This is a genomic window from Sporolactobacillus putidus (assembly GCF_014647035.1).
Lineage (GTDB): Bacteria > Bacillota > Bacilli > Bacillales > Sporolactobacillaceae > Sporolactobacillus > Sporolactobacillus putidus.
Genome location: NZ_BMOK01000011.1, coordinates 77,302 through 103,701 on the forward strand (window position 1 = coordinate 77,302; position 26,400 = coordinate 103,701).

General features: G+C 45.2%; 19 protein-coding genes. 2 read left to right on the plus strand and 17 right to left on the minus strand.

Annotated features, from left to right (window positions below; genetic code table 11):
- Positions 1-4: 4 nt before the first annotated feature.
- The 6 genes from IEX81_RS12290 to IEX81_RS12315 all read right to left on the minus strand — a co-directional run bounded on the left by IEX81_RS12290 (position 5) and on the right by IEX81_RS12315 (position 7,568).
- On the minus strand, positions 5-1,630 hold the full coding sequence (locus IEX81_RS12290) for a PucR family transcriptional regulator (RefSeq protein WP_188803745.1): 1,626 nt from the start codon (positions 1,628-1,630) through the stop codon (positions 5-7).
- Positions 1,631-1,843: 213 nt separating this feature from the next.
- Positions 1,844-3,202: an allantoinase AllB gene (allB, locus tag IEX81_RS12295; protein ID WP_188803747.1), complete on the minus strand. Its 1,359-nt coding sequence runs from the start codon at positions 3,200-3,202 to the stop codon at positions 1,844-1,846.
- A gap of 17 nt (positions 3,203-3,219) precedes the next feature.
- Positions 3,220-4,284 carry an ABC transporter substrate-binding protein gene (locus IEX81_RS12300; RefSeq protein ID WP_188803749.1) on the minus strand — a complete coding sequence of 355 codons (1,065 nt, stop codon included), beginning with the start codon at positions 4,282-4,284 and terminating at the stop codon, positions 3,220-3,222.
- Positions 4,285-4,349: 65 nt separating this feature from the next.
- Positions 4,350-5,225: an ABC transporter permease gene (locus IEX81_RS12305; protein ID WP_188803751.1), complete on the minus strand. Its 876-nt coding sequence runs from the start codon at positions 5,223-5,225 to the stop codon at positions 4,350-4,352.
- A 58-nt stretch (positions 5,226-5,283) separates the two neighbouring features.
- A complete protein-coding gene (locus IEX81_RS12310; protein WP_188803753.1) occupies positions 5,284-6,039 on the minus strand; it encodes an ABC transporter ATP-binding protein in 756 nt (251 codons plus the stop codon).
- 356 nt (positions 6,040-6,395) lie between these two features.
- Positions 6,396-7,568: an amidase gene (locus IEX81_RS12315; RefSeq protein WP_188803755.1), complete on the minus strand. Its 1,173-nt coding sequence runs from the start codon at positions 7,566-7,568 to the stop codon at positions 6,396-6,398.
- A 619-nt stretch (positions 7,569-8,187) separates the two neighbouring features.
- Here IEX81_RS12315 and IEX81_RS12320 point away from each other — a divergent pair.
- Positions 8,188-9,318 carry a M20 peptidase aminoacylase family protein gene (locus IEX81_RS12320; RefSeq protein WP_373292378.1) on the plus strand — a complete coding sequence of 377 codons (1,131 nt, stop codon included), beginning with the start codon at positions 8,188-8,190 and terminating at the stop codon, positions 9,316-9,318.
- A gap of 237 nt (positions 9,319-9,555) precedes the next feature.
- Here the strand turns inward: IEX81_RS12320 and IEX81_RS12325 are convergent, their stop codons facing one another.
- The 10 genes from IEX81_RS12325 to IEX81_RS12370 all read right to left on the minus strand — a co-directional run bounded on the left by IEX81_RS12325 (position 9,556) and on the right by IEX81_RS12370 (position 24,228).
- Complete coding sequence (locus tag IEX81_RS12325; RefSeq protein ID WP_188803758.1) at positions 9,556-11,028, minus strand: glycoside hydrolase family 32 protein; 1,473 nt, start codon at positions 11,026-11,028, stop codon at positions 9,556-9,558.
- Between the two features lie 84 nt (positions 11,029-11,112).
- On the minus strand, positions 11,113-12,363 hold the full coding sequence (locus IEX81_RS12330; RefSeq protein WP_188803760.1) for an MFS transporter: 1,251 nt from the start codon (positions 12,361-12,363) through the stop codon (positions 11,113-11,115).
- A 339-nt stretch (positions 12,364-12,702) separates the two neighbouring features.
- Positions 12,703-13,698 (minus strand): LacI family DNA-binding transcriptional regulator, encoded by a 996-nt coding sequence (locus tag IEX81_RS12335; RefSeq protein WP_188803762.1) that lies wholly within the window; start codon positions 13,696-13,698, stop codon positions 12,703-12,705.
- 202 nt (positions 13,699-13,900) lie between these two features.
- A complete protein-coding gene (locus IEX81_RS12340; protein WP_188803764.1) occupies positions 13,901-14,794 on the minus strand; it encodes an ROK family protein in 894 nt (297 codons plus the stop codon).
- A 312-nt stretch (positions 14,795-15,106) separates the two neighbouring features.
- Positions 15,107-16,393 carry an MDR family MFS transporter gene (locus IEX81_RS12345; protein WP_188803766.1) on the minus strand — a complete coding sequence of 429 codons (1,287 nt, stop codon included), beginning with the start codon at positions 16,391-16,393 and terminating at the stop codon, positions 15,107-15,109.
- 385 nt (positions 16,394-16,778) lie between these two features.
- Positions 16,779-17,840 (minus strand): iron-containing alcohol dehydrogenase family protein, encoded by a 1,062-nt coding sequence (locus IEX81_RS12350; protein ID WP_188803769.1) that lies wholly within the window; start codon positions 17,838-17,840, stop codon positions 16,779-16,781.
- Positions 17,827-18,498 (minus strand): MtnX-like HAD-IB family phosphatase, encoded by a 672-nt coding sequence (locus IEX81_RS12355; RefSeq protein WP_188803771.1) that lies wholly within the window; start codon positions 18,496-18,498, stop codon positions 17,827-17,829. The genes IEX81_RS12350 and IEX81_RS12355 overlap by 14 nt, the downstream gene beginning before the upstream one ends.
- A 239-nt stretch (positions 18,499-18,737) precedes the next feature.
- Entirely contained in the window at positions 18,738-20,573 is a 1,836-nt protein-coding gene (locus IEX81_RS12360; protein WP_188803773.1) for a putative bifunctional diguanylate cyclase/phosphodiesterase, read from the minus strand.
- Positions 20,574-20,910: 337 nt separating this feature from the next.
- Positions 20,911-21,480: a competence protein ComK gene (locus tag IEX81_RS12365; RefSeq protein ID WP_188803775.1), complete on the minus strand. Its 570-nt coding sequence runs from the start codon at positions 21,478-21,480 to the stop codon at positions 20,911-20,913.
- A 399-nt stretch (positions 21,481-21,879) separates the two neighbouring features.
- The gene (locus IEX81_RS12370; RefSeq protein WP_188803777.1) at positions 21,880-24,228 is read right to left on the minus strand and encodes a YfhO family protein; all 2,349 of its coding nucleotides are present in this window, start codon (positions 24,226-24,228) and stop codon (positions 21,880-21,882) included.
- 317 nt (positions 24,229-24,545) lie between these two features.
- On the opposite strand from IEX81_RS12370, the gene IEX81_RS12375 reads away from it, so the two are divergent.
- Positions 24,546-25,286: a YdcF family protein gene (locus tag IEX81_RS12375; RefSeq protein ID WP_188803780.1), complete on the plus strand. Its 741-nt coding sequence runs from the start codon at positions 24,546-24,548 to the stop codon at positions 25,284-25,286.
- A gap of 201 nt (positions 25,287-25,487) precedes the next feature.
- Here IEX81_RS12375 and IEX81_RS12380 read toward each other — a convergent pair whose 3' ends face one another.
- Positions 25,488-26,339, minus strand: coding sequence for an SAM hydrolase/SAM-dependent halogenase family protein (locus IEX81_RS12380; RefSeq protein ID WP_188803782.1), 852 nt, complete (start codon positions 26,337-26,339; stop codon positions 25,488-25,490).
- Between the last annotated feature and the right edge of the window lie 61 nt (positions 26,340-26,400).

The following is a 26,400-nucleotide window of genomic DNA, read 5'->3' on the forward strand; positions in this document are numbered from 1 at the left end:
CCGTTCATTCCCCGTCAGTGCCCTGCTGATCAAGCAGCGATCTCAGGCGGAACGCGAGACGAAGCTGGAACGTTGTATCAGGATCCTTTAAATCCTTTCCAAGCAGATTTTCGCATTTTTCGATTCTGTAGATCACGGTATTCCGGTGGACAAACAGCTTCTTTGCCGTCTCAGAAATCTGGCAGTTGGATTCAAGATAGACATAGAGTGTATGAAAGAGCGCCTGATCCTCATCTTTTTTCGGGAAAGCCAGATTCTGAAAAGTCTCCTGATACAATTTTTGCAGATCGTCTGTCGGAATCATACGCAGAACATCGGTGATCCCTTTCGACTGATAGATTTGAATGAACGAGTGCCTGCTCATCTGCAGCCCGGACTGAAGCGCATCCACAGCTTCCTGGTAGGCAGAAGGAATATCGAATAAGTCGGTGAAAATATTGCTCAGACCGAACGAAAGCGTGTGTGGGAAAAATTGTTCGACGCGCTCCTGCATTCTCTTCAGATGCGGGACAAGGAACCGAAGTCCGTTTTCCAGGGACGCACCGATCTCAAAAAGCATGACGCAGACATAATCTTTTACAAAAAAGTGTCCGGCAAACGGCAGAGCCTTCATTTCCCCTTCGAGATATTCATAGACTTCGCCCGTCTCCATCTGGAAGCGGGTAAAAGTGACCGCCCGGTTGTCCATATCCAGCTTACCGACGACGCAGACAGATGTCTGTTTTCTGGAAAGATGAAATTCTCTGGCCCGGCTGGCGATCTCTTCTTCAGTGGTGAAAGATCCTGAGACTAAGTTCGAAAAAAAGGCATCGCGGATTTTCCGGTCACTCTGTTTCAGGGCTTCATCCTTCATCAATTCGAAAGCGAGAACATTCGCCGCCTGTTCAACGGTCAGAACAAGCAGACGGTCCGACAGCGGAATCTCACCGGCAATTAACAGAAAATAACGTTTCCTTTTGTATGTATAAAGCGCAAACAGTGTGAATGTCCGGTGTGTCTCAATTAAGGAGAAGGACGAGTAATTCGTTTTTTGCTGGAACAGACTCTGCTCGATGGGCGGCAGATGTTCCGCCAGCTCAGGTGTTTCCGTTGATGTTGCGATCGTCTTAAAGTAAGTATCCAGCAGAACTGCCGGAAAACCGATCAAACCGGCCAGGTTTCTCAGCAGCCGGTCAATCCCTTCGCCTCTCATAATGTGATCCGTAAACCGTTGATGGGTATCAAATGCAAACTGCAGTTCCTTTGTCCGGGCGTCCAGAATCAGAGTCAGGGTCTGGTTCACGATATCCACGAGGGGGATTCGATTGGGAATATCGATCAGCGGAAATGAGAGCTCATCGGCAAGCCGGATCACCTCTTCCGGCAGATCATTCATGAAACGCCGTGTTTTGATGCCGAGAGCCGCACAGCCGCGTGCCGACATCTGTCTGACGAGTTCTATAACAAATTTCGGATCGTGCTGCAGATGATAGCCGGAAGTGACAAGCCAGTCATTGGGTTTCAGATAATCGATAATGTCCGGAGCATCCATCATGTTAATATTCCGTATCTCACGGTCGATGCCCTTTGCGCCGGCAACGATCCTAAAGTCTTTAAAGTTTTCAACCTGAAACAGATCAGACACTTTCATATTAATATCAGCACCTCTATGAAATATTATTCTCTAGTAATTCCTTCAATCTATTGAATCATTTTTCGAATCTTTTGTCGATTTTTTCTTGCTCATTTGCTCGTTTATCTTGAAAAAAGAAACTCCCCTGGGATTTTATGGTATATAACATCTTCCCAAGAGAGTCAGTTTTTCTATTCACGAATCAAAGTATAACTTTTTTACATTTTAACCTCAGCAGATATTTCTCCTGACAAGTTGCCCAATGCCATGTTTGCCTTTAATCACACCATCTTGCACGATCACTTTCCCCCTCAAAATAGTACACACGGGTAAGCCCGTACCTTTACAGCCAATAAAAGCAGAACTCTTGTTTAAATATTTTAAGCTCTTGTCTGTGATCTCCCACTCAGCATTTGGATCAACAAGCACTAAATCAGCGTCAAAGCCCAGGGTCAGCGCTCCTTTCTTTCCACTCATTCCAAAAATTTTTGAAGGATTCTCGGCCATTATTCTCGAAATAAGTGTCGGTGACCAATTTCTTTTGCTGACAATCTCATTGAACATGATCTGAAGCCCGGCCTGAACACCGCTGATTCCGCCCCATGCATTAAAGACACCTTCAGATTCAGATTTTTCACGATCTGCACATGGAGAATGATCACTAACCACAAGATCGAGCGTTCCGTCTTTTACATAATCCCAAAGTCTAAGGCTTGCCTCTTCAGAGCGAAGCGGCGGAGCACACTTAAAAAACATTCCATTATCCAGAAAATCTTTCTCATTAAAAATGAGATAGTGAGGGCAAGTTTCAGCAGTAATTCTTACCCCTTGATACTTTGCAAGCTTAATTGCTTCAGCTACCTGAGGATGTGAAACATGGCATATATGTACGCGGGTGCCGCTTTCTCGCGATAGCTCTATAATCGTTTTAACAGCGACGAGTTCGGCTACAACCGGTCTCGCCTTCAAATAATCCTTTCTGGTGACGTGCCCTTTTTTCTTCGCTGTTTCTTCATTGTACGAAACGATACCATAATCTTCACAGTGAAATCCGGCCAAACCATCAAATGTCTTGATAATCGATAATCCTTCTCTCACTCTGCCGTAATCCAATGACGTATAGTCGCTTGATACGGGTGCCAAAAATGTTTTAAAAGCCACCACACCGCAGTCATTCAATTCGGATATCTTAGAAAGATTGAAGTTGACCATTCCGCCCCAAAAAGCAAAATCGATCAATGCTTTTTCTTTGACCGTTTTATATTTTTTTTCAAAAATCTGTCGATCTGTCAGTGCAGGTTCATTCTGTAGAGGCATATCAACAACTGTTGTCACACCACCCACGGCTGCCGCCTCTGTTGCGTGAGAGAAATCCTCACGCCATTCAAACCCAGGATCATTAAAATGGACATGAGAATCAATTATCCCTGGAAAAAGATAGCATCCTTTACCATCGATAATAGTATCTGCCTGTTCATTTGTGTTCGTAGGCAAAATTCCTGCTATTTTTCCATTATTTACTGCGACGCTTCCTAGAAATACGTCGTCCGAAGTTACAACTAATGTATTTTTGACAAGCAAATCAAGCATGCCGGTCACTCCTAAGATTAATTATTCACTTGAATTAATTTACTATCCACTTGTTTCAGTAGATCAGGAGTCGAATAGCTGCTTAAGGCTGGTACTTTGCTGATGTTCTTCATTGCTTTCATATAATTTCCCATAACACTCGCACTGTCGACAAAATTTTGATTCCACGCCATTGAATAATCATTTTTTGCCATAATTCTCTTAGCATCACTTGTAGGAATTTTTATTTCTTTTGCGACGATTGCCGCCGCTTCATCCGGATGCTGATTAATGAAAGCTGTTGCCTTATCAAGTGCCTTCAGAAATTTAACGGCTTCATCTTTATGGTTTCTGTAAAAATCTCCGGATACAGCAACGGTCATGTAGAAATTCAGCCAGTTAACGTTGCCCTTTTTATCCGGCAAGTATGATTTTTTCCCGGTAAACAGAACTTTTCCGCCTGCGGCAACCGCCTTCCCAACCCATGGTTCCCAAACGGCTATTGCATCTACGTCACCTTTTTCAAGTGCAGTAAGTTGATCAACAGCCTGAAGATTGACAAACTTGATTTTATTAAAATCGACTCCCATTTCTTTACACATACTCTGAATAGCTACAATGACGCCGGAACCAGTGGTCGCGCCGATTTTTAATCCTTCTAAGTCTTTTGCCGACTTTATATTAAGGCCTTTTCGGGCGACAATACTTTGTGTATTCCCTGCATTAGCTAATGGAGCAATTAACTTTGCATCAACATTACTGGCCGCAACCGATATGTTATTATAAATTGATCCGAATATAACCTGAGCTGTTCCGCTTGAAATCAGAGCGGCATTTTGATCAGGACCCGGCATTAAATGGTTCTTTACATTTAAGCCCTCCTGTTTGAAAAAGCCTTCCTTATCAGCAATGATTTGCTGACCTGACACTTGCGGATCCAGTTCGCCATACGCTTGAATAACATTGGAAGAGCCCTTTTTTGAGGAGGAAGAGCTAGAAGCACTGCTATGCGCCCCTGTTGAACAGCCGGCTATGAGCAAACATAACACAAGCAGTATTGTTGACAGCGATATTATTTTTTTATTTTCGGATATTTTAGACATCATCATTCTCCTTTTTTTGTTTTATATTGAATTGTCAATGACAATTATCAATCAACCGATACAGTTTAACGCTCTATTGCGGATTGCAGCCCATCTTTCTTCCACCTAAAAAGGATTTTTTCAAATAATATAAGAATGTAGTTAAATAATGTGTAAAGCAGACCAATGAGTATACAAGACATAAACATGTCATCCAATTTAAACCAATTTCTTGCATTGACGATGATAAATCCTAGCCCTTCACTTGATCCCATCATCTCGGCAACAATCAGGGCCCCAAAAGCAAGTGCCAAACTGATTCTCATCCCAATAAACACATTAGGTAACGCTGCCCGAAGAATCACCTTATTAAAAATCTGCCATTCATTGGCCCCCAAGCTCATCGCACTCCGGATCCAAGTCGGATTGACGTTTTTTATGCCATCCATGGTATATGTAAGAACGGGAAGAAAAGTAGCATAAGCTATCAACGTAATTTTTGAAACTTCACTGATTCCAAACCAAATCATAAAAATCGGCAAAAATGCGTAAACGGGAATTGGACCTAGCATATTTAAAACTGGATTAATCAAATCATTGAGCATCTTTGAACGAGCCATAATTATACCGAGAAAAACGCCAACGATCGTACCTAAAACGAACCCGGATAATACCCTGATCACACTTGCTGAAATGGAAGATATTAATGTCCCATCTTGAATATATCCCCAGGTTGTTCGACAAACGATCAATGGAGACGGGAAAAACTGCGGGTTAAACCAATCAAAATATGCATTCAGTGAACTGAAGACCTGCCAGATCACGAAAAAGCCTATTAGCGATACACTTTGAGCACTCCTCGAATGATTCTTTTTTTTATGCTGAGATATAGTGACTGATTTTTCAGGTTTCTGCTGGAATTTTTTATTAGTTTCTTCTATGGCCGTCCGATTAAAGACCATTTCTTTTCTCCTCCAATTCTTATAATTTAATATTAGAAATTAAACGATCATTCGTACATTACTCGACAATCAATTTTTCAGAATCAAATAAGACTTTTTCAAGCATTTTTGTATATTTGAGAAATTGATCACTGTGAATCTGTCGAGGCCTTTCCATCTCAATTTTTTGATTGAGAAATATTTTTCCGTCTTTTAATACAATGACTCTGTCAGCCAGATAAACAGCCTCCGCAATGCTATGAGTAATAAAAACAACCGTTTTTTTTGTCTGTTTCCATATTTTTAAGATTTCCATTCTCATTTTTTCTCGTGTCATGGCGTCCAAAGCGCCAAGTGGTTCATCCATTAGCAGCAATTCCGGATTAGAAGCCAATGCTCTGGCAATTCCCACACGCTGTGCCATCCCTCCTGATAAACTATTTGGAAACTTTTTTTCATAGCCTTCAAGACCGACCATCTTAATTAATCGCAGGGCAATATCGTAGGCATCTTTTTTCCCGGCAATTTTAGGTCCGAACGCAACATTTTCAATCACGTTGTACCACGGAAATAAAGCATGATCCTGAAAGACAACGCCTTGTTGAGAAGATGGTTTTTTTACCAATTTTCCGTTTACGTAAATCTCACCTTTATCGGGTTTAATGAATCCCGCCAGAAGATTTAACAGGGTCGATTTCCCGCATCCACTATGACCAATTACACAGAAAAACTCATTTTCTTCAACCTTAAAATTAATATCATTCAAAACATATTTTCCTTGAAAACCCGAATCGTCATAGGATTTGAATAAGCTATTAACCTCAACAAATGCCATATTTTCGCCTCTTTATTAGATAGTGAAAAAACATTCAGCAAACAAATTCAACGTTACTGATTCTCGTTATTTGCTTCACAACTCGCAACCTAATAATAATTCACAATATTAAATATTGTCATCGTTCACTTCAAACAAATTAAGGTATTCCTTTTATGTAATATATACATACATAACATGTCATGTAATATTACACGTGCTCTCAATGTGCTGCTTGATTAGCATAAAAAAAAGCCGGATTCAAAGATTACAGACGAGTTGGATCAAAAACATCTGTATTTGATTATTCTTTGAACGGCTTATCGAGTATTCATCTGAACGTCATTTTTAATGAAACAGTTAGTTGTACTAAAAAATCAATCGATTGACAGATTCTTTATAAATTCCAGCAGCTGCCGATCCGTTCCATAACCGGATACGAACGATAACCCGACAGGCCGTCCTTTGTCAGCAAGGGGAATCGTTACTTGCGGCAGGCCCGAGACCCCGGCGATGCATGTCAGTTTCATGGTTTGCGCGCGCACTTTTTCACTTTCTTCATACGTCGCGTTGCGCTTCGGGGCTGGTCCATAGGTCGTCGGTATGATGAGGAGGCTGCCCTCGCCCAGAAAATCCCGCAGCTGTTCGCTGAAATCGGCCTTTAGCTGTACGGCGCGGCGGTAGGTATCATCCTTTTTCATTTCTGATGCGGCGGTAAACCGTCCGGCAATGTCTTTTCCGAATTTCGGGTGGTTCCTGATAATCCAATCGCCGTGCGACTGCCATGCTTCCCAGCCCTGCAGAATACGGAAAGTCTCCGCGAGTTCCGGCAATGTCGCCACTGGCAGATGGCAGGTTCTGATTGCTTTTTGCGGAAACAGAGCGTTTCTGAACTCCGTGAGGGCCTCCTTTACTGATGGCTCTCCAACCAGATCCCATGCTTCCTCAAGAAGATAAAAGTTCTTATAATCTACTGTCTCCCCAGGCGGAAGCAGGCAGTCGCCCACATCTGCAAGGATTCCGGGACTGCGCGACATCCAGCCGACCGTGTCGAAACTCGGGGCAAGCGGAATCACACCGTCAAGCGAAATCATGCCGTGTGACGGCCTGATCCCGAAAAGCCCGCAGTACGAAGACGGGATACGGATGGAGCCGCCGGTATCCGTTCCGATAGCAAAATCGACCTCCCGAGATGCTACGGCAACCGCCGAACCGCTTGAGGAACCTCCGGAATAGGCCTCGGGGAAGCGCGGATTGATGGTCGGCGGATAATGGATATTATCCCCCTTCAGGCTGTACATCAGCTCATCCGTGACGGTCATTCCCCGAAGACGTGCTCCGTTCTCAAGCAGTCGCCGGACGGCGTCCGCATGCCGCCCGGCGGGATCGTGTGTCCGCTCCCATGTCGGATTTCCCGCACTGTTCACATGTCCCTCTACCGCAAAAACATCTTTCACAGCGAAACTCAGCCGATCAAGCACGCCTTGACCGAGCGGCGCAATATCCATACCGTCCCGGTTAAATGCGCCGAACCTATTTTTCTCCGCCATTATCTTTCCTCCCGCTCATTTTATCACAATATTTAGATATTTATTTTTTTAATGAAGTACATCACTATGAATAGGGTAAATCAAGTACGCAAACATAGTCATGATTGATTTTAAACAAAACAAGCGGTGAACTTTAGCTAAATTGTACAATATAATAAGAAAATTGTACAAACAAAGTAAGAAAAACCTGAAAAGGTGTCCAAATGGATCACCAGGGTTTAAGCAATAAATTTTACTGATTATACCACTGGCTCATTTTAGGGAGCCAGTGTCTCAATTTTAAGTTTATCAGTCGTCGCTCGCAGTTTATCGGTCGTTATCGAGAATTTATCAGTCATCGTGAGTCATTTATCGGTCGTTATGGAGCTTTCATCAGTCGTTGATCATGATTTATCGGTCGTCGCTCGTTTCGTCAACCTTTATCGGTCACCTCATGAGCTAATGGGATACTCCTTTAAATTTTTTTTGAACCGACCTGATTTTTAAAAGTTCGATTGATTTGTTTGTCAAAAAATGGTCTGTTAAAATACACTAATATAAATAATGCCTGTATCAATGCCCTGAAACGAACCGTAAAAAGCTGAGTTTTGAAAGGATGACGAGCATGACGCTTTCCGATATACCCCATTGTGATGAGACCATTCAAGAAAAAATCAGAGAAATTTTCGACTATTTGCATACGCATGCTGAAATCAGTATGAAAGAAACGGCAACGACGGAATGGATTAGAAACCGGCTCGATGCGCTCGGTTGCCGGACGCGGACTTTTACAGACTGTCCGGGCGTGATCGGCGAAATCGGTTCCGGAAAACCTGTTGTTGCGATCCGGGCGGATATGGACGCCCTCTGGCAGGAAGTCGGCGGAACCTTCCGAGCGAACCATTCCTGCGGCCATGACGCACACATGAGCATGGTTCTGGGCGTGCTGATGCTGCTGAAAAAATGCCGCTCGATGCCGGAAGGAACGATCCGTTTCGTTTTCCAGCCGGGCGAGGAAACCGGCGAGGGCGCCCGAGCCATGGTTGCCCGCGGCGTTATGAACGACGCCGATTATCTATTCGGCGTTCACCTTCGTCCGAACGAAGAGATTCCTGATGGACGAGCCGAGCCGGCGATTCTTCACGGCGCCTGCAAAACAATCAGCGGCGTGATTCGCGGCGAGGCTGCGCATGCGGCGCGCCCGCATCTCGGCAAAAACGCGATCGAAGCCGCAACAGCGATCGTCGAAGAGCTTGGACACATTCACATTAATCCGATGATTCCGAGCACAGTCAAAATGACAACGCTCCACTCCGGAACGGCATCGAACATTATCCCCGGCTATGCGGAATTCACACTTGACGTCCGGGCGCAGACAAACGAAGCGATGACCGAGCTGATCGAACATGTTCAGCGCGTCATCCAGTCCGTGGCCGATGTCTTTTCAGTCCAGATTGAAATCAAGATCTCGCCGGGATGTACGAGCGCGCTCTATCATCAGGAAGCCATTGACATCATGGCCGACGCGATCACTGAGGTTCTGGGCAAAACACGGCTCGAGGCGCCGCACCGTTCCAGCGGCGGAGATGATTTCCATCAATACGCGCTCAACCTTCCGAACCTGAAAACAACCATGCTTGGCCTTGGCTGCGGGTTGAAACCCGGCCTGCACCATCCCCAGATGACATTCAACCGTGACGCGATGTACTCCGGGAGCTCTATTCTCACAGCAGCCGTACTGCGTGCCTTGGGAAAAGGGGCCGGGGATTGATCGGCGGATCAATTAGTCGGTGATGAATTAGAAAATGTGCCTTCTGAATGAAATGAATCAGATTGGGCATAATTTATCAGTTAATCATGATCGAACAAAGATCACAGCCCGTTTGTCAAAGAAAAAGAATGCCCGCCTTCATAATAAAGGCGGGCATTCACATCCCAAAACGTTTTATAATACTCTAGATTTCTTTCATTTTAAATCTTGCCGGGCATTCCATTGAATCCATTCCAATCAATCCCGCCAAATATCGTCCAATTTCCAGGCTTTAATATCTGTCACTTTTACAAAACCGTCCGTTGCAAAAAGCTGAACGCCTTCATTTTTTTCGGTTGGATATATTCTGCTTGTCATCACGACTTCCCCGTCGCCAGCAAATAATTCGATGGATGAACGATCAAGATAGATATGCAGCTTCATCTGGGCGCTTTTTGACCAGGCTGCCCGCCGGAATCCCGCAACGGCCAGCCCACTTTTCGAGCGGTCAATAATCAGCTTTTCTTCTTTAAGGTCGTAACGAATCACAGTCTCTTCGTTCTTTCCAACGCGTAATTTAATTTCGAAATCGGCTGCCGAAGATGTGACTCCATCAAACTCAATTTTCAATTCAAGCAGGTCATTCGTCAGATTCGCGAACATCCGGTTTCCATCAATACGCTCATTTTTAAGATGCAGGAGCTCTTTTTCACGCAGCTGTTTTAATTCTTCGACCGGTGTCATTCGAATCTTTCTGTCCGAAGACAGGTGCAATTCACGCGGCAATGTCAGAGCTCCGGCCCATCCGTCTTCTTTTTCAGGCATCGGTGACTCCCACATGTCCATCCAGCCGATCACAATCCGTCGTCCTTTTATATCTTCAAATGACTGAACAGCGTAAAAGTCGTGACCATGATCCAGTTCAGTGAATCCACCGTGCTTAAATACATTTGTCTTATAGTCGTAATCACCTACAAGGTACCCGGTCTGATACAGATTCCGGCACAGGTCGCCGGATGGTTCAATGCCCTGTGGAGAGAACATCAATACATATTTGCCGTCCAGTTGATAGAAATCCGGGCATTCCCACATGTATCCCTGCGCGCCATCGCTTTCCGCAAGCACGCCCTGATACGCCCAGTGCCTGAGATCGGGAGACTTGTAAAGCACGACTTTCCCGATCTTATCCTGCCGTGTTCCGGCAACCAGATACCAATAGCCGCCATGCTTCCAGACTTTCGGATCGCGAAAATCGCCTGATCCGGCGTCAGGGTGGTTGGGAATTACCGGATTCAGCGCGTCTTTTTCAAAATGAATTCCATCTTTGCTGAAGGCCCGGCACTGCACTTGGTCAGGGATCGTTTTTTCCTTATCCGAAAATCGGTGACCGGTATAAATCAAGTTCAATTCACCATTATTATCTACTGCGCTCCCCGAAAAACAGCCCTCAATGTCGCACGGATCCCCGGGCATAAGCGCAACCGGCAGCTGTTCCCAATGTACCAGATCCTTGCTTTTCACGTGCCCCCAGTGCATCGGCCCCCAGTTCACACTGTATGGATGATGTTGATAAAAAGCGTGGTACTCCCCTTTAAACTGGACGAGTCCGTTCGGATCATTGATCCAGTTTGCCGGCGCCATGATGTGATAACCAAGCCGGTAGCGGGGATTGATCTTCTTTTCCGCCACCTGTACCGCTTCGTTTGCTTCTTTCAATTGTTCAAGCCCCATATCCATTTCAACTCCTGGACGAATTTTCCGGATCATTCCGAAGAATATTATAAAATTGATCGTTTTTCATTCCCGAATATCTGTTTATTGTGCAGGCACGTTTTTACCTGTACCAAGCTGAACTTTTTCATCATTCTTCTTATTTTTACTAAGGAAGAAGATTGAATATATTGTAAAAGCAAAGACAACACAGCCAATAACAAAGAACGTGAAGTCAAAGTTTGTCCGATCATAAAGCGTACCGATCAAGGATGAAAAAGCAATAACGCCCACTTGGCCTGAAACCTGGAATCCAATTAAATAAATCGTTGCCGACAATCTTGAATCAAAGTTCAGTGCGATATATTTAAAAATTGCAACCAGCAATATCGGTGTTTCAAACCCATGCAACAGCTTGATGAGCGATATACCTATAGCACCGGGGACAAGTGCCGACCCGATAATACGTGATCCCATGATGATGCCCGCCAAGGTGAGTGACCGTTTTGCTCCGAGCTTATTGACAATGAACGGAGCAGCAAACATCATTGCTGATTCAAGGAAAACCTGGAAAGAATTGAGGTATCCATAAAACTGGTTTCCTACATCCGGATTAGAAAAATGCTTCACATAAAAAATTGGAAATAACTGCTGATCGTAAATGGTGTAAATACAGGAAGTTCCGAATAAGAAAACAATCAAAAGCCAGAACTTTTTCAGTTTAAATGTATGAACAACGCTTTCCCAATTCAGATCTGATGTTTTCTTTTTTTCTTCTTCACTGATTTCAATTTTATAGAAAAAATTTACAAGAAAGAAAACCAGACCGGCAGCCGAAGCCAGCCAAAAGTTCAGGTGCGGACTAATGCTAATTGAAATTCCTGCAATAAATGCACCTATTGCGTATCCAAGAGACCCCCACATTCTTGATGTGCCAAACTCGAAATGAAATTTTCTACTTAACTTCTCCGAGTAGGCCTCGATAACACCGACTCCTGCAAGGAATGCCGCAGCAAGATAAACCGCCCCTAATATAACCCCGATCATAAAATTTGAACGTAAGAAGGGTTCATAGACATAGATCAGAAAGGGTCCGGTACCCATCAGAAGAATGCTTTGAAACCAGATTAGTGTTTTCTTTGTTCCGAGTTTGTCTTCAATGATGCCATAAATGAACATGTAGATCAGAGCGATGGTTGAATTAATCGAGTATATCGTACCTGTCTGCAAACCCGATAAATGAAGCGTTCTATTTAGCCAAATTGCATAAAAGGCCCACCATACTGACCATGAAATAAAAAAGAAGAACAAGTAACCAGAAGAAAACCAATAGTTTCTATTTTTGAACATTTTCATAACTATCGCTCCTTCGCTGTAACAGATCATAATTTCTAAAGTGCTGTAAATGCATCGTTTTGTAATTGACTAAAATAATGTTTGCTTTTTCCACATAAGGAGAGTAAACAATCGGCATTTAATATCAAGCGATTACAAATTAATGGATCAAAAACCATGAATCAAACTTGTGTTACCGGTTTGGTAGCGCTTCCATCAATAATTGTATGTCAACCGTTTTCACATGTCAACCCATTGACATAAACTATGAAAAATCAATATCATCAGCTAAAACGAGGTTCAATCATTTAAAGAAGAAATCAATACGAAATCGATAGATACATTGATCTGTCTCAGTGATTAAGAATGAATTGATCTTCCAGTTTCACCTTCCACCAGTCGAATTGGAAGAATGATTTCTCTATTTTCTTCTTCAAATTGACCTTTAATTTTACGAAGAAGAACCTGAACGGCTTTTTCTGCCATTTCTTTAATCGGCTGCCTGATCGTTGTTAAATACGGCAGACAAATTCTGACCGTTTCTGTTCCGTCATAGCCGACCACTTTCAGTTCATCCGGAATCATGATTCCTCTTTTTCTTGCCTCGGAAAAAATGGTCGCGGCGATCAAGTCATCGCTTGCAAAGATACCGTCTACTTTCGGATGATTATTGAAAACTTGTCGGACAGTCTCCACACAAGTGCTATAAATCAGGCTTTCCGGCAACTCATAAGTGACCGGAGTTCTTCCCGCCTTTTTCATCATTTGTTCGTAGCCATCACGACGTTTGTTTGCCGGTGTCTCCAGTTCCCGCGGACCGTTGATGTGGATAATCTCCCGACAACCGTGATCAAGCAGCCATTTGGTGGCCAATTTACCGCCATTGAGATTGTCCGAGGCAACGACAGGGATGTCGTCCGAAAGATAGCGGTCAATCGCCACAATCGGAAGATTTATTTTCTTGTATTCCGGAAGACGGTTATGCGCGCCGACAATGATGCCGTCCACCTGATTTCTCTGCAGCATTTCTAAATAGCTTTGTTCCTTATCGGCACGGTCCAGGCTGTTGCACAGAAAAATTTTATAGCCCAGAGACGCACAGATATTTTCAATGTGAAAGATGAGTTCTCCGAAAAAAGGGTTGCCCGTTGTAGGGAAAATCAGTCCGATAAAGTACGTATGTTGATGATAGAGCGACCGCGCCAGCTCGTTTGGATAATAATTTAACTCCCTCATAGCCTGATTCACTTTGTCTCTCGTTTGCTTACTGATGTATCCACGGTTGTTCAAGACACGTGAAACAGTTGTTGGAGAAACTTCTGCTAAACGGGCTATGTCTTTTATATTTGGCTTCATTTTCTACAAAACTCCTGTTTTTAATTTTATTTTACGCTTTATGAATTATATCAATTGATAATTTAATTATAAATTATGTATTTCAATACATCTTCTCAAAAGATGTTTTTCCCTTAAACTAGTAAAAAACCTGGCTTCATCAAAAGAATAATGATGTTAAGCCAAGTTTTTTCACCAAGATACTGCTGGGATGAGTTTTAAATCACGGCCGTGAGACGTGTTCTCTTTCGAGCGCCTGCCTTGCCAGAATAAGCGCGCCTGTAATGCCTGCGTTGTCACCCAGAGCCGGGGGTACGACATAGTCGTCCATGCGTTCCTTCAGTTCAGGAAAATCAAGATAACCTGCGAGGAGTTCCTTAAGCCTGGCACGGATCATCGGGAACAGTTGCTCTTGTTTCATGACTCCGCCTCCCATAATGATCCGCTTCGGCGAAACAATCAGGATATACTGCATCAGCGCCTGAGCAAGATATTCAGCCTCAATTTTCCAGACTTTCTGATCGTTTTTCAATTCAGACGCGGGTTTGCCCCAGCGCGCTTCAAGCGCCGGGCCGGAGGCAAGCCCTTCCAGGCAATCTTGGTGATAAGGACAAATGCCTTCAAATTTATCTTCCGGGTGCCTGCGCAGCAGCACGTGGCCCATTTCCGGGTGGGACAGACCCTGAAGCAATTGATGCTTGGAGACCAGCCCTGCACCGATGCCTGTGCCCACTGTGATATAGAGACAGCCGTCCAATCCTGTTGCCGCCCCCCGATACAATTCACCGAGTGCCGCTCCGTTTACGTCGGTGCTGAACCCGACAGGAACGTGCAGGGCCTCCTCCATGGTTTGAACGAGGGGATAATTGGCCCATGCCAGTTTCGGTGTCGACGTAATGCGGCCATAGGTCTTGCTCTCTTTATTTAGGTCAACCGGCCCGAAAGACCCGATTCCCAGAGATTCGACTTTAAAATTCCTAAAAAATTGAATGACTTTCGGTATCGTAACATCCGGCTCCTCAGTCGCGACTCTTTCCCTTGCATATATCTTTCCATTTTCATCGCCGATCGCACAAACAAACTTTGTACCGCCGGCCTCAATTCCTCCAAAATACATGATCATCGCATCCAATCAATATAATCTTTCTTTTTTGTAAACGCTGTCTTATTTATTATTATAACAAAACTTTGGAAATGGGGGTAACAACAATTTTGATAATTTATGTTATTTAGCGTCAAAAAATCAGGAACTGGAATGTTTATTGTCATACTTTTCTTAATTATTTTAAGCAATAAGTGTGAATGGCCGAATAATATTCTGTCTATTCACACTTATTGATTTTTCGGGATTTACTGTTGATTCTATGCGGCTTACTGACGATTCAGAGGGATTTACTATCGATTGTCTGATATTTACTGGAGAATTCACCTATTTTCCGATCACAATCTGGCCTTGATGTCTTTGGTTAAACAAAGAAAAGACAATTCCATAAATGCCCATTCCTAAAAAAGCGAGCAAGGCGAGAATGAGAAAAGTCAATGAATAGCCAAGCCAGACAGTCATCGGAATCGCCATCGGGGCAATGGTACGCCCCAGCGAGAAACGCAGGGCTGAAGCCGCAAAATACTGGCCGCGCAGTTCTTCAGGCGCGAGCTTGGCAACAAAGCTGTCCTGTACGCCGACCGTCATCAGTTCAGCCCACGAAAAGACGACAATGGCCAGCAGCAGCAGCCAGACGTTTAGCGTCGAGCCGACCATGATAATCGCCGCTCCGTAGCAGAAAGCGGAACCCATGAACACGCTGCTTTCCTTGAACTTCGTCATCCATTTGGTGACGATGACGGTAAGAAGCGCGACGCAAAGCCCATTTGTCGACACCATCAGGCTGAAAAGGCCTTTCCCGTCGACACTGAGCGCCCAGTCGCCGAGCGCGATCAGTGTCTGCTTCGGCACATTGCCGGTTGTGTAAACAGCGATAACCAGATCAAGCTGCATAAAGGTTTGGGCAACAAGAATGCCGGCTAATATATAAAGCATAAACACGCGATCCCTGAAAATCACCCGATAATCACCAAGCTGATTTTTAAGATAGTCTGTCCAGCGGCCGGGAGTTTCCGGCTGATCTATAGTTTCTATGGCAGCAGGTGCCGTTTCGTGGATCCACCGTTTAAGCACAAAAACGAGAACAGCACTGACAACAGCACAAACTGAAAGAAACGCGAATCGGTCGTTAAAAAAGAAAATGCCGCCAAGTATCGGGCCGATGACAACCGCCACATTGATCGATGTGTAAAAGATCGCAAACACATTGGCGCGGTGTTCTTCGGGTACAACGTCCGCAATCATCGCGTGGCTTGCCGGCCAGTAGAGCTGGCCGAAGAGACCGAGCAGAGAAAAGCTGATAAACGTCATCAGCGGCGAGACGATCCAAGGTGAGTTCGCGGCTGCAAAAAAAGCGAAACAGACTGCCTGACCGACTGCTGAGAAAACCATCATTCTTTTTCGTCCGAAATGATCGGCGCAGTAACCGCCGAACAGACCGATGACCGTACCGAAAACCTGTGAAAGAACGAGCAGCAGACCCGCCGTTCCCTGCCCGAAAGTTGCTGAAAAATAGATTGCCATAAAAGGAAAATACATCCAGAATAAGATGTTGAAAATGCCTTCCCCAATCAAGCGGACTTTCAAATTAATGTCCCAGTCTTTCCATTTCATAAAAATTCCCCCCGCCCTTTTTACATGAATCACCATTGGGGACATTTCCGGACGCACAAAAAAAGTCTGCAATGAGCACAGCCACACATGCTCATTACAGACTTTATTAAGGGTCCGTAATCGTATGGTCATAGCTGCCCCATGATGATTGGCTGACGAAAACAAAATAAGTGCCGCAATCACGCGCTTATTCCGTTATCCGTAAAAAACTCCATCATGAGCAGACATAACCATTAGTAAAACCTCGTTTTCCTCGGGTAAATTGTAATCGTTTTTCTAGAGCACATTATATCCTGTTTTTCAGCATTTGGCAATGAACTGTTCGCGGGAATGGCTTCTCCATGCTGCGGGCGGACGATCTTTTTCCTTGCGCTCTCACGCGTTTTTACCGGAGGACTTCCTGCAGAATCGGATCCTCATGCAGAATTTTGTGCGCCAGTTCTCGGTACTCCGGAACGTGCAAATACGTGTAGCGCATCGGTTTCATATCAGGCGCCTTATCGATTGCCATATCGAAATCGGACAGGGTCATCCCGACCGTCTTTGCGTAGTCGAAAAATCCGGTATTTTTCAGTACTTTCGTGATCCGTTCATAACGGTGATTTTGGACTTTGCTCATGAGATAGGAAGCGACACCGACCTGAACGCCGTGAAGCTGCGGGCGTCCGGAATAAGTGTCGAGCGCATGCGATATCAGGTGCTCGCTTCCACTCGTCGGTGCGCTGTTTCCGGCGATCTCCATCGAAATGCCGGCCATCGTCAGTGAATCGACCAGTTCCTTCAGAAACAGATCGTCCCTGATCGTGCCGAAATCCGTCCGGACAAAACTGTTGACCGCCTTCTTCGACAGCATCAGCGCGCAATCGTCCACTCTCGTCTTTCCGTTCTTCTCCTCAAAGATCCAGTCTTCGGCCGCCGTAATTTTTGAAACCAAGTCGCCGACACCTGAATAGATAAAACACTCCGGCGCATTTTTGATCACGTCAATATCGATTATAATGCCATAGGGCATCTTCGCATGCACGGAAATGCGTCTTCCATGAATGGTCAGCGATGTATTCGAACTCGAAAAACCGTCGTTCGACGTCGAAGTCGGAACACTGATAAACGGCCACTTGCGCAGCAGCGCAGTATATTTTGCAGCGTCAAGCGCCTTTCCACCGCCGATGCCGATCACCGCTTCCGTCTGGAACGGGAGTTGAAAAGCTTGATCGACGACGCCGTCAATATCGATATCCGTTATCTCCGCCGTCTTTAACACGTCGATATTGCTTTCCTGAAGGGACGCAAACACTTTATCTCCGAGGAGATCGGTCAGGCCCTGTCCAAAGAAAATCACCACTTTTTTAAACTGGTGCCGCTTCAGCAACCTGCCGATATTGGCCATGTTCCCTTTTTTCACATCCAACAGTGTCGGCACCACAATCTGATGATTAGCGGCTTCCATTTTCCAGAACCTCCTTATGATTCAGCAAATAATTTTCAACATCTCCAAAGCTTCGGATCGGCACATACGGATGACGCTCGGCATCAAGCAGTCCCTGCAGCTTCCCTTTGGCAAAAACGGTATCGGCCAGCATCGCCGCCTTCAGGTCCGGCTTGCTGTCACCCGCAAAATATACGGTATCGTAGTCCTTCATCAAATCACGGGCCAGTTTCGCTTTATCAATACCGTACATCTCCGAGTAGTAGCGGCCGGACGGATCGGCATTGAGCTGAATCCCCCGATTCGCGTAGACCCCCGGATTCGAATAAATCCTGACACCGTCAATGCCATAATGGCTGAAAATCCGCTTTATATAATAATCCGTTCCCGCGCTGATCACAACAAAGTCGCCGCCCGCCCGTTGAACGCGTTCAATGACTTTCTTTGCGTCCGGGTCGAAAGGAATTTTCAGGATGTCTTCGTCGATCCCTGCCTCGTCGCGATCAATCGCCTTGAACAAACGGGTCAGATAGTCAAGATCCGTCGTCACTTTATTGTCCCAGTCCGCATAAAGTTTCTCGCTGTCCTTCTGGAAATATTGATCGATGATCACATGAAAAAAATCTTTGTCCGAGAGGGTACCGTCAAAATCCGAAAGAAAAAGGAAAGACTTTGTCATACAATAATTCTCCTTTTATCGTTTCTGTTATATTACAGATTCAGTATAACAGAATCTTTTGCTACCGATGAATGATGCAAGCGCAACCAATATGTCGAAGTTTTGAAACAATGTTAATCCGCTTTTTGACGGGTCGTGCGGAGCCGTATTTAGTATGAGTACAAAAAGCTTTTTTTACCCGGTCTACGGAAAACCCGTAAGCTTTCAGGCTGTTTTTCGTCCCGCTGTTCCTGAAACGTTTAATCGGTATGCTCTTCTTTCAAATCGAGCAGAGCTTTAATCTCATCAATCGGCATCGGCTTGCCATAAAGGTAGCCCTGAATCATATCACAGTTTTTTTCCAGAAGAAATTTCTTCTGACTTTCAGTCTCGACTCCTTCGGCCAGAACCGGAATATTCATTTGGTGCACCATGGTAATGATCGTCGTGACGAATTGATTGCTTTTAAGATCCCGGTTTATATTATCAATGAAACTTTTGTCTATTTTCACAAGATCAAAGGGAAGTTTTTGAAGATAGCTCAGCGACGAGAACCCTGTTCCAAAATCGTCAAGTGCAACGGTGATTCCGATTTTCTGTAGCTCATTCACAATGAACCTGACCTGCTCGATCGAGTGCACGAGTGATGTTTCAGTAATTTCAATTTCCAGATTACGGGGGGAAAATTCTGTTTCCTCCAGCACTTTTCTGAATCTTGGAATAAATGATCGTTCCATCATCTGAACCGCCGAAACATTGACCGCAAGTTTTCCGGAGAACTCGCAGCTCTTCTGGAGTTTTTTAAAAGCCGTGCAAGCCGTGCGCAGCACCCATTCGCCGATCGTCACAATCATACCTGACTTTTCGGCAATCGGTATGAAAGTTATAGGGGATACATACCCGTGTTGGGGCGATTGCCAGCGAATCAATGTCTCAAACCCTCTCAGCCCGCCGCTTCCGACAAAATACTGCGGCTGAAAGACAAGGCTGATCTCCTGATTGACGATGGCCGTCTTCAGTCCCTGTTCCAGTTTGGTTTCCCGTATGATATGCTCCAGCATGGATGGTTTAAAAAAGTTGATCCTGTCTTTCCCTGCTCTTTTCGATTCATACATCGCCGTGTCGGCATACCTTATGATTTCAGCGGACTTGACCGTATCCTGGGGGTACATGGCCACCCCGAAACTCGTACTGATACCCATTTGTGCGTCCCCAAGGTGCACCGGATTCCTTAATTCCGCTGCCAGGCGGTTTAAATAAGTTTTAACCTCGTCTCGGGACAGGCTGCGACGAATCACCAGAGCAAATTCATCTCCTCCGGTATGGAAAATCATGTCTTCTGAACCAGTAAGTCTGCCGAGGCTGAAGCCGAAATACCGGATCAGCTCATCACCCGCCTGATGTCCGAGCGTATCGTTTATTTTCTTAAAATCATCCAGATCCATAAAAACAAGTGAAAAAGAGACAATCTGATCTTTTGTCCCGTCAACGAGATCACCCATCTGTTTCCGGAACATCCTCCGGTTCGGCAGATTCGTTAACGGATCAATATAGGCCAGACGATACATGTCTTCTTTATCGCGATTGATAATTTTATTAGAGGTTTCCAGTTCTTTATTTTTCTTCCAAAGTGCTTCCTCGGACACCGTCGCCTGATAATAAGCCTGCGACACTTCTTTTTTTTGCTTCAGCAGCTGCTGAAAGTTCCGGTGACTGCGCGTCGCAAAAAAGGCGACGATCGTCAGAAGCAAGATTATATCTATGTAAAAAATAACGCCTAAATCGTTTTCCACATTGGGATTATCGTCCAGTCGCTGCAGCGACTGGACGATCGATAAACCATTAAGCGCAAGAGCCGTCAGATATCCGGCATGTATGTAACGCAGCGTCAGAAAGACTGAAAGAACCATCTGGATCTGTGTTAATATACCCACGATAATAAACTGTTTAAAAAAGATAGGGAGGATTAAGGATATGATGATATAAATGAGGGCAGTGGCGATAATCGTGATCGCCGATTTAAGATTATCTGCCGGCAGCATCAGCCGGTCGATAAAACGCGAAAACGAAAAAACTGTTTTTTGATGGCTTTCCAAGCTTATCTCTCCCTTCAGGAGAAAACGCCTTGTCTTTGAAACATAATTTATTATACATAATTCCGCAGGCAAGAAATGATTTTATATGAAAATTTTAACAAGTTATTCTTTATTAACTTAATCATCGTCTGTCCGGGACATCTTGTAAATACCAGTTTGTTAAATAAAGATGACTAATTCTCGAATTTATAACGCCGCGATTTCGGTCATCATTCGTTTAAATGAAAAAATGACAGACTCGGATGAAAGCAGCCTGAGCGATCCGGAATCCCGTGCCACTCAGGCTGCTTTTCATTCATCGGTTCCAATCTATTCACTTAAAGCATCTTTTACGTTCCTATTCGTGGATCGGGGCCTCTTCACGGATTGAATAAGTCCCACGTTCATTCACCGTCAGTTTCTTGTCCGGGCTTATTTCCAACACATCCGCGTACTCGTTGGAAAGCCTGTAGGATGCCACCCGCTCGCATAACTGATATCGGTATTGCGCCGCTCTCATCAGTTTGCTTTTGAAAACATTCAACTGAACCGGAACTGGAATCATCCGGCCGTTCATCAGATAGACCAGGACATGCTTCTCATCGAACTTCTTCCAGTCTCTGATGTGCGTGTGCGAGAGCCAGACACATTCCCTTCTGGTTTCCGACATTAACGGAAAGAAATAAAGGCCCAATTCACTGCTGACGCAGATCGGCGGCATGCTTTTGTACCCCATGGAAACCGCCCCCTTCTTTCTTCCGCTAAAGGTCGAGCCAAAATAACCACACGAATGATAGAGCACCTGAAAAGGCGGCTGCGGAACCGAAAGTATTCGCTCCTCTTCGATAACCCATGTCTGCAAACTGCCGTCCGGGCTATCGTACGGCAGTAAAGCCATCGTTTTCTGACAGATAACATATTGATCCATTTTATCCATCCCTTTTCATTCAATTATGATTGATCAAATCAGCTCTGTCGACCGGATCTGAATGGTGAACGCTTGGGGCGGCTATGGTTGCAGTTGGTGCTTATGCTCCTGTCTGTTTTTCAGCAACCGAAATTCACCCGTGAGATCCGTGCCTGTCGATTTTGGGTGAGCATCAGAAAAACTTTTGGGAAAATGAACCGCCGCAGGAAGGGAAAACTTTAATTCAGCGGTTATTGTGAAGATAAAAAATAGAGAATCTACTGTGGAATAAAGAGAAACATGTTTCATCTATTTCTTAATTATACAAAAAATGTCATTATTTTCAATGTTTTTTATTCGCAAATCTCATTAAAAAGCTTGTCGTTCAAAAAAAATTCAAATATTATAGCCAAGATTACTTTAACCCGATGTCCTTTCCAGGCCAGGTGTTTCATGAAGCGGATTTGACAGCCGTTTTCTGAATTTTTTCCCGCTATAAACCCATCCGGAACATACGGCAAGTGAGAGCAGAGATATGAAGAGTCCCGCTGTCAGGCCAGGCGTCTGATAATTGAACCGTATGGTATTGTTTCCCTCGTTCACAGGGACAATCATAAACCCATCCGCGTTAAGGATTTTCACGGGCAGCCCGTTAACGGTGGCACTCCATCCCTGATCATAAGGGACGCTGAAGAAGGCGTATTTTTCGGAATCGGCTCGGATTTTTGATGTAAAGCCGCGCGGATCGCGATGAAAATAGGTCGAAGCCTCGCTCGCCCGCGCCCTTACATCCTGAAGATAGTTCCCGCTGCTGATCGAGGTCAGCTGAGAAACAGGGATCGGCAGCAAAAAGTTTTTAACCTGACTGATTTCTTTAGGAGACAAAACCACTGCTTTAAGCAGCACCAGATGCCGGTCTTCCGCCGGAATCATGTTGAACTGCTTGGTTGTCATATAGTAATCATAGGTGAAACCGATCGGCAGCACATTTTTATTTTCATAGATATAGACGGTGTTTGTTCCATTGTTAAATTGTGCGTAGAGATAGTCATTTCTATTTTGAGCCGTATCAATGTAGAACCGTTCAGAAAGCAGCGGTTGGAGCCCGAAATAACTGTCGGGAATGATCGTTTTGACTTCCCGCGGGTCATCGAGAGAACTATAAAATTTGAAAATTGATCCGTTCACCATGCTCGTGAATGAATTCACGGTCGGCTTATTGGATACCATCGGGAGATTCGATCCGTCATCGCTGATTCCGACACGATAATCCTCGCTTTTCGGCAAAATCGTGTTCAAAATCCGGCCCGTTTTTATCAGGGTGTTATAAATATTGCTGCCGGACTGATAGCTGTAGACGCTGTTGGTGACTTCAATATTGAATAATCCAAGCCCGGCCGAAAACAGAACAAGAGCGGCCAGGGTCATAGCGGTCCAGTGCCTTGAGTCTTTAAAGCGCCAGACCAGATAATAGGTTGCTGCGAGCCCGGCCAGGGCGACACCCAGATAGACAAGGAACAGATCCGGATGGAAAACCGCACTTTTTTCGCTCGGGCTCCATGGATAGTAGAGCAGAAAAACCGCAAGCAGGGCAGTCGTCAAACTCGTGATCAGCAATCCCTTTTTGATCGTGATCTCGTTTCTTTTTTCAAGGACGACGGCCGACATTAGTGCCATGATCAGCACCGGCATATAGAACCAGCGCGCATAATAGGAAGCGTTCAGCATGTAAAACAGGCTGTTGAGAAGCGGAACAAAGGCCATGGCCAGTGACAGGACCGTAATCCGTGTCATCCAGCTCTTCCGTTCACCGATCATCATCGCAATCACAAGAACCGGGCCGAACAGCGGCAGATATGCACCGCTGGAAGTAAAATCCGAGTCATAAATTGCGGACTGGTACGGCATCAGATCTGCCGGCATAAGGAAGGCCTTGATAATCTCCAGATAGCGGGCCCCGTCAAATGTCAGGGCGCTCGGTCCATAAAGAAAGGCATTCAGGCGCGGATTCTGCGCAGTAAAAAGAACGGCGGGAAGAAACAGGAAGCAGGCCATGCCCAAACCGAGGGCACCCTCCAGCAGACATTTAGGGAGCGCCCGTATGTATTTCCTGAAATCTTCAGCTAAAAATCGAACACAATAATAGAGAATCAGAAATACAGCCTCGCCCATGAAAAAGAAAAAATTCAGTGTGGCGTTCAGAGCAACGGCCGCGGCGAACCATCCGAGCTTTCGATCCTCTACTAATTTATCCAAACCTGCAAGCAGCAAGGGAAAAAGCGCAATAACATCCTGAAAGTGGTTGAACATCAGATTCACAACGGAAAAACCGGAGAACGCATAGAGAAGCGCGCCCATTGCCGCATAATGTTTGTCCGATACATACCGTTTCATAAATCCGAAGGCGGTTATCCCTGCGACGCAGTACTTCAACATCAGCATCGGACCGATAATATAAGGGAAGAAAGATGCGGGAAAAAGCAGACTGAGCCAGAAAAAAGGACTGCCAAGAGTATAAAAGCTGTAGGAGCCGATAAAATTGCTTCCAAGATCCGTCGCCCAGCTCCAGAATATATCTCCATGCTTGATCGAACTGTTGCTGAGCATGTTGAACGGAATCTGCTGATAATTGAAATCCCCCACAAGCGTGAACAGGCCTTTATTAATGATAATGGAAGGAAGAAACATCAATCCGGAAGTCAGCAGGCAGAGCAAAAACACTTTGGCGTAATCTGATTGGAAAGTCTTTTTCAGTACGGAAACGACCATGACCGACAAGCTCCTCCTTAGTATGTGCGAAAAAAAATAAATTTTCATGTTTGGATGTAAGTCATACTCTCATTATGCATGTTCGAAAATTATTTTGAAACCGGCAAAGGCAAAACCAGCAGGCAATTTTTCTCCATTGAAAAGACATTGCTTTAGCCGCTTTTATATAATTTCGAATGAACAGGGAAAATTATGAATCTCGAAGATGATCCTGACTTAGACCGGACGTCATTTAAATGCGATAATAGAAGTGGAATCGATCACTGCGGGATTAACCGGTCATTTCGATCGACCAAACCATTAAAAGGAGATCCCTCATGGAATATGTCATTAAGTTCGTCTACGGGTTCATTCTGCCGCCCGGGTTATTTGTGACTCTGCTCGTTATTTTGAGCGTATGGCTTCATCGTCGGCATCGGTCTGCAGCCGTCCTTACATGGTGCTTAAGCATTCTGCTTTATCTGTCCTACATACCGATTACAGGCGATCTGCTCGTTCACCCGCTCGAAAACGCTTATCAGCCGTCTGCCCGCCTGAACGGGGACGTCATCGTCATGCTTGGCGGCGGAGCAACGCCCGACACCCCCGATATCAACGGGAAAGGACAATTATCCGGCGACGCGGCAAACCGCCTTTTGACGACTTTCCGATTATACAAAAAGACAGGCCTGCCGATTATTTTATCTGGAGGACAGGTCTTCCCGGACAGCGGTGTTGAAGCGAACATCGCCAAACGGCAGCTGATCAGTTTAGGCGTTCCGCAAAATAAAATCATGACGGAAAACAAAAGTATCACGACCGCGCAAAATGCCCGGAACACGAAAGCGATCATGCATACCCATCAGTTCGGCCGTCCGATTCTTGTCACTTCGGCCTTTCATATGCGGCGGGCCGTGATGAACTTCCATAAAATAGGTATTCAGGTTCAGCCTTATCCGACGGACTACCTGGTCAGCCGAAAACTGTCCGTCTATCCGATGCAGTTTGTACCTTCAGAAGGCTCGGTGACGTCAACGGCCGTAAAAGAATACATAGGTATTCTGGCCCTTTATTTGTGATGCGGCCTGCTTCTTGCGGATCAGATCTGCGAAAAGTTTTTGATAAAATCCCGGCTTGATTCCCCGTCCCTTCATTGTTTCAGAACAGCGAAAAAAAACGTCTCATGCCAAACTTCGGAGACGTTCTTTATCAATTTTTATTGAAACACAGATGCTCATCAAGGCCTGTTTTGTCTATAATTTACAACTGAATTTAAAGTTTCAAGAATGTCCTTGAACTTTTCTGAACGAAATGTGCCAGTTTGTTCCTGTTCCTATGCTGTAAGCCTTGGCGAAGGAGCCCTGATTAATGGCGACACCTATGTTTTGCAGCGAGTTAACGTAGATCAGTGGCTCGCCGATCGCGACGGCGGCAAATGAGCGGGCGAACGCCATCGTGTTTTCATAGATATACCGCGTGTCATTCCTGATGCTTACTTCAAACCGGTTGCCGTGACAGACGCCGAGTTGATGAAATAAGCCGTGATCGATATTGGTCCAGAGATTGCCGAAACGCACATCCAGCACATCGATCATTCCGACGACCTTGTCTTCTTTACGGTAAGACGGAATGATCGGCAATTCGACGACAGATTCAACCGGAACGGGCTCTCCGAAATGGTCGAAATCGATTATCCCGGATGCCAGCCTGGCGCCTGTATAGGCATAAATGTCGCGCCCGAAAAATGTGTAGGATTCCCCGGCGCTCGGCAATTTGTTGGCCTTCTCATCAAATACGCGGACACTTTCAATCCCGGCAATTTTCTTAATGTGAGTCAGGGTCCCATTGTCCGGTGTGATGATGTACTGATTGCGCCGTGTTCTGGCGATTATGCTTCGCCGCGTTGAACCGACGCCCGGATCGACGACCGAGACAAATACTGTGCCTTCGGGCCAGTAATCGATCGACTGCCGCAATCGGTACGACGCCTCCCATATGTTGTACTGAGGAATGTCATGTGTCAAATCAAAAATCCGCAGTGTCGGGTCCACCGTGCTTGCCACCCCGTACATCGCACAGACCGCCCCGTCAACCAATCCGAAATCCGTCTGAAAAACCAGTGCTTTGCTCATCCCGTTCACCCTTCCTCTGCAAATTAAAGTCGAACGAAGGCCTGAATATTCCGTAGTTTTC

What these genes read in the sequence shown, in the direction of transcription:
- allB (WP_188803747.1), bottom strand. Translation starts at nt 3,202, where the DNA reads ATGCTTGATTTGCTTGTCAAAAATACATTAGTTGTAACTTCGGACGAC.
- IEX81_RS12290 (WP_188803745.1), bottom strand. Translation starts at nt 1,630, where the DNA reads ATGAAAGTGTCTGATCTGTTTCAGGTTGAAAACTTTAAAGACTTTAGG.
- IEX81_RS12380 (WP_188803782.1), bottom strand. Translation starts at nt 26,339, where the DNA reads ATGAGCAAAGCACTGGTTTTTCAGACGGATTTCGGATTGGTTGACGGG.
- IEX81_RS12345 (WP_188803766.1), bottom strand. Translation starts at nt 16,393, where the DNA reads ATGAAATGGAAAGACTGGGACATTAATTTGAAAGTCCGCTTGATTGGG.
- IEX81_RS12370 (WP_188803777.1), bottom strand. Translation starts at nt 24,228, where the DNA reads ATGGTCGTTTCCGTACTGAAAAAGACTTTCCAATCAGATTACGCCAAA.
- IEX81_RS12305 (WP_188803751.1), bottom strand. Translation starts at nt 5,225, where the DNA reads ATGGTCTTTAATCGGACGGCCATAGAAGAAACTAATAAAAAATTCCAG.
- IEX81_RS12325 (WP_188803758.1), bottom strand. Translation starts at nt 11,028, where the DNA reads ATGGGGCTTGAACAATTGAAAGAAGCAAACGAAGCGGTACAGGTGGCG.
- IEX81_RS12300 (WP_188803749.1), bottom strand. Translation starts at nt 4,284, where the DNA reads ATGTCTAAAATATCCGAAAATAAAAAAATAATATCGCTGTCAACAATA.
- IEX81_RS12365 (WP_188803775.1), bottom strand. Translation starts at nt 21,480, where the DNA reads ATGGATCAATATGTTATCTGTCAGAAAACGATGGCTTTACTGCCGTAC.
- IEX81_RS12315 (WP_188803755.1), bottom strand. Translation starts at nt 7,568, where the DNA reads ATGGCGGAGAAAAATAGGTTCGGCGCATTTAACCGGGACGGTATGGAT.
- IEX81_RS12350 (WP_188803769.1), bottom strand. Translation starts at nt 17,840, where the DNA reads ATGGAAGCCGCTAATCATCAGATTGTGGTGCCGACACTGTTGGATGTG.
- IEX81_RS12375 (WP_188803780.1), top strand. Translation starts at nt 24,546, where the DNA reads ATGGAATATGTCATTAAGTTCGTCTACGGGTTCATTCTGCCGCCCGGG.
- IEX81_RS12335 (WP_188803762.1), bottom strand. Translation starts at nt 13,698, where the DNA reads ATGAAGCCAAATATAAAAGACATAGCCCGTTTAGCAGAAGTTTCTCCA.
- IEX81_RS12355 (WP_188803771.1), bottom strand. Translation starts at nt 18,498, where the DNA reads ATGACAAAGTCTTTCCTTTTTCTTTCGGATTTTGACGGTACCCTCTCG.
- IEX81_RS12330 (WP_188803760.1), bottom strand. Translation starts at nt 12,363, where the DNA reads ATGAAAATGTTCAAAAATAGAAACTATTGGTTTTCTTCTGGTTACTTG.
- IEX81_RS12340 (WP_188803764.1), bottom strand. Translation starts at nt 14,794, where the DNA reads ATGTATTTTGGAGGAATTGAGGCCGGCGGTACAAAGTTTGTTTGTGCG.
- IEX81_RS12310 (WP_188803753.1), bottom strand. Translation starts at nt 6,039, where the DNA reads ATGGCATTTGTTGAGGTTAATAGCTTATTCAAATCCTATGACGATTCG.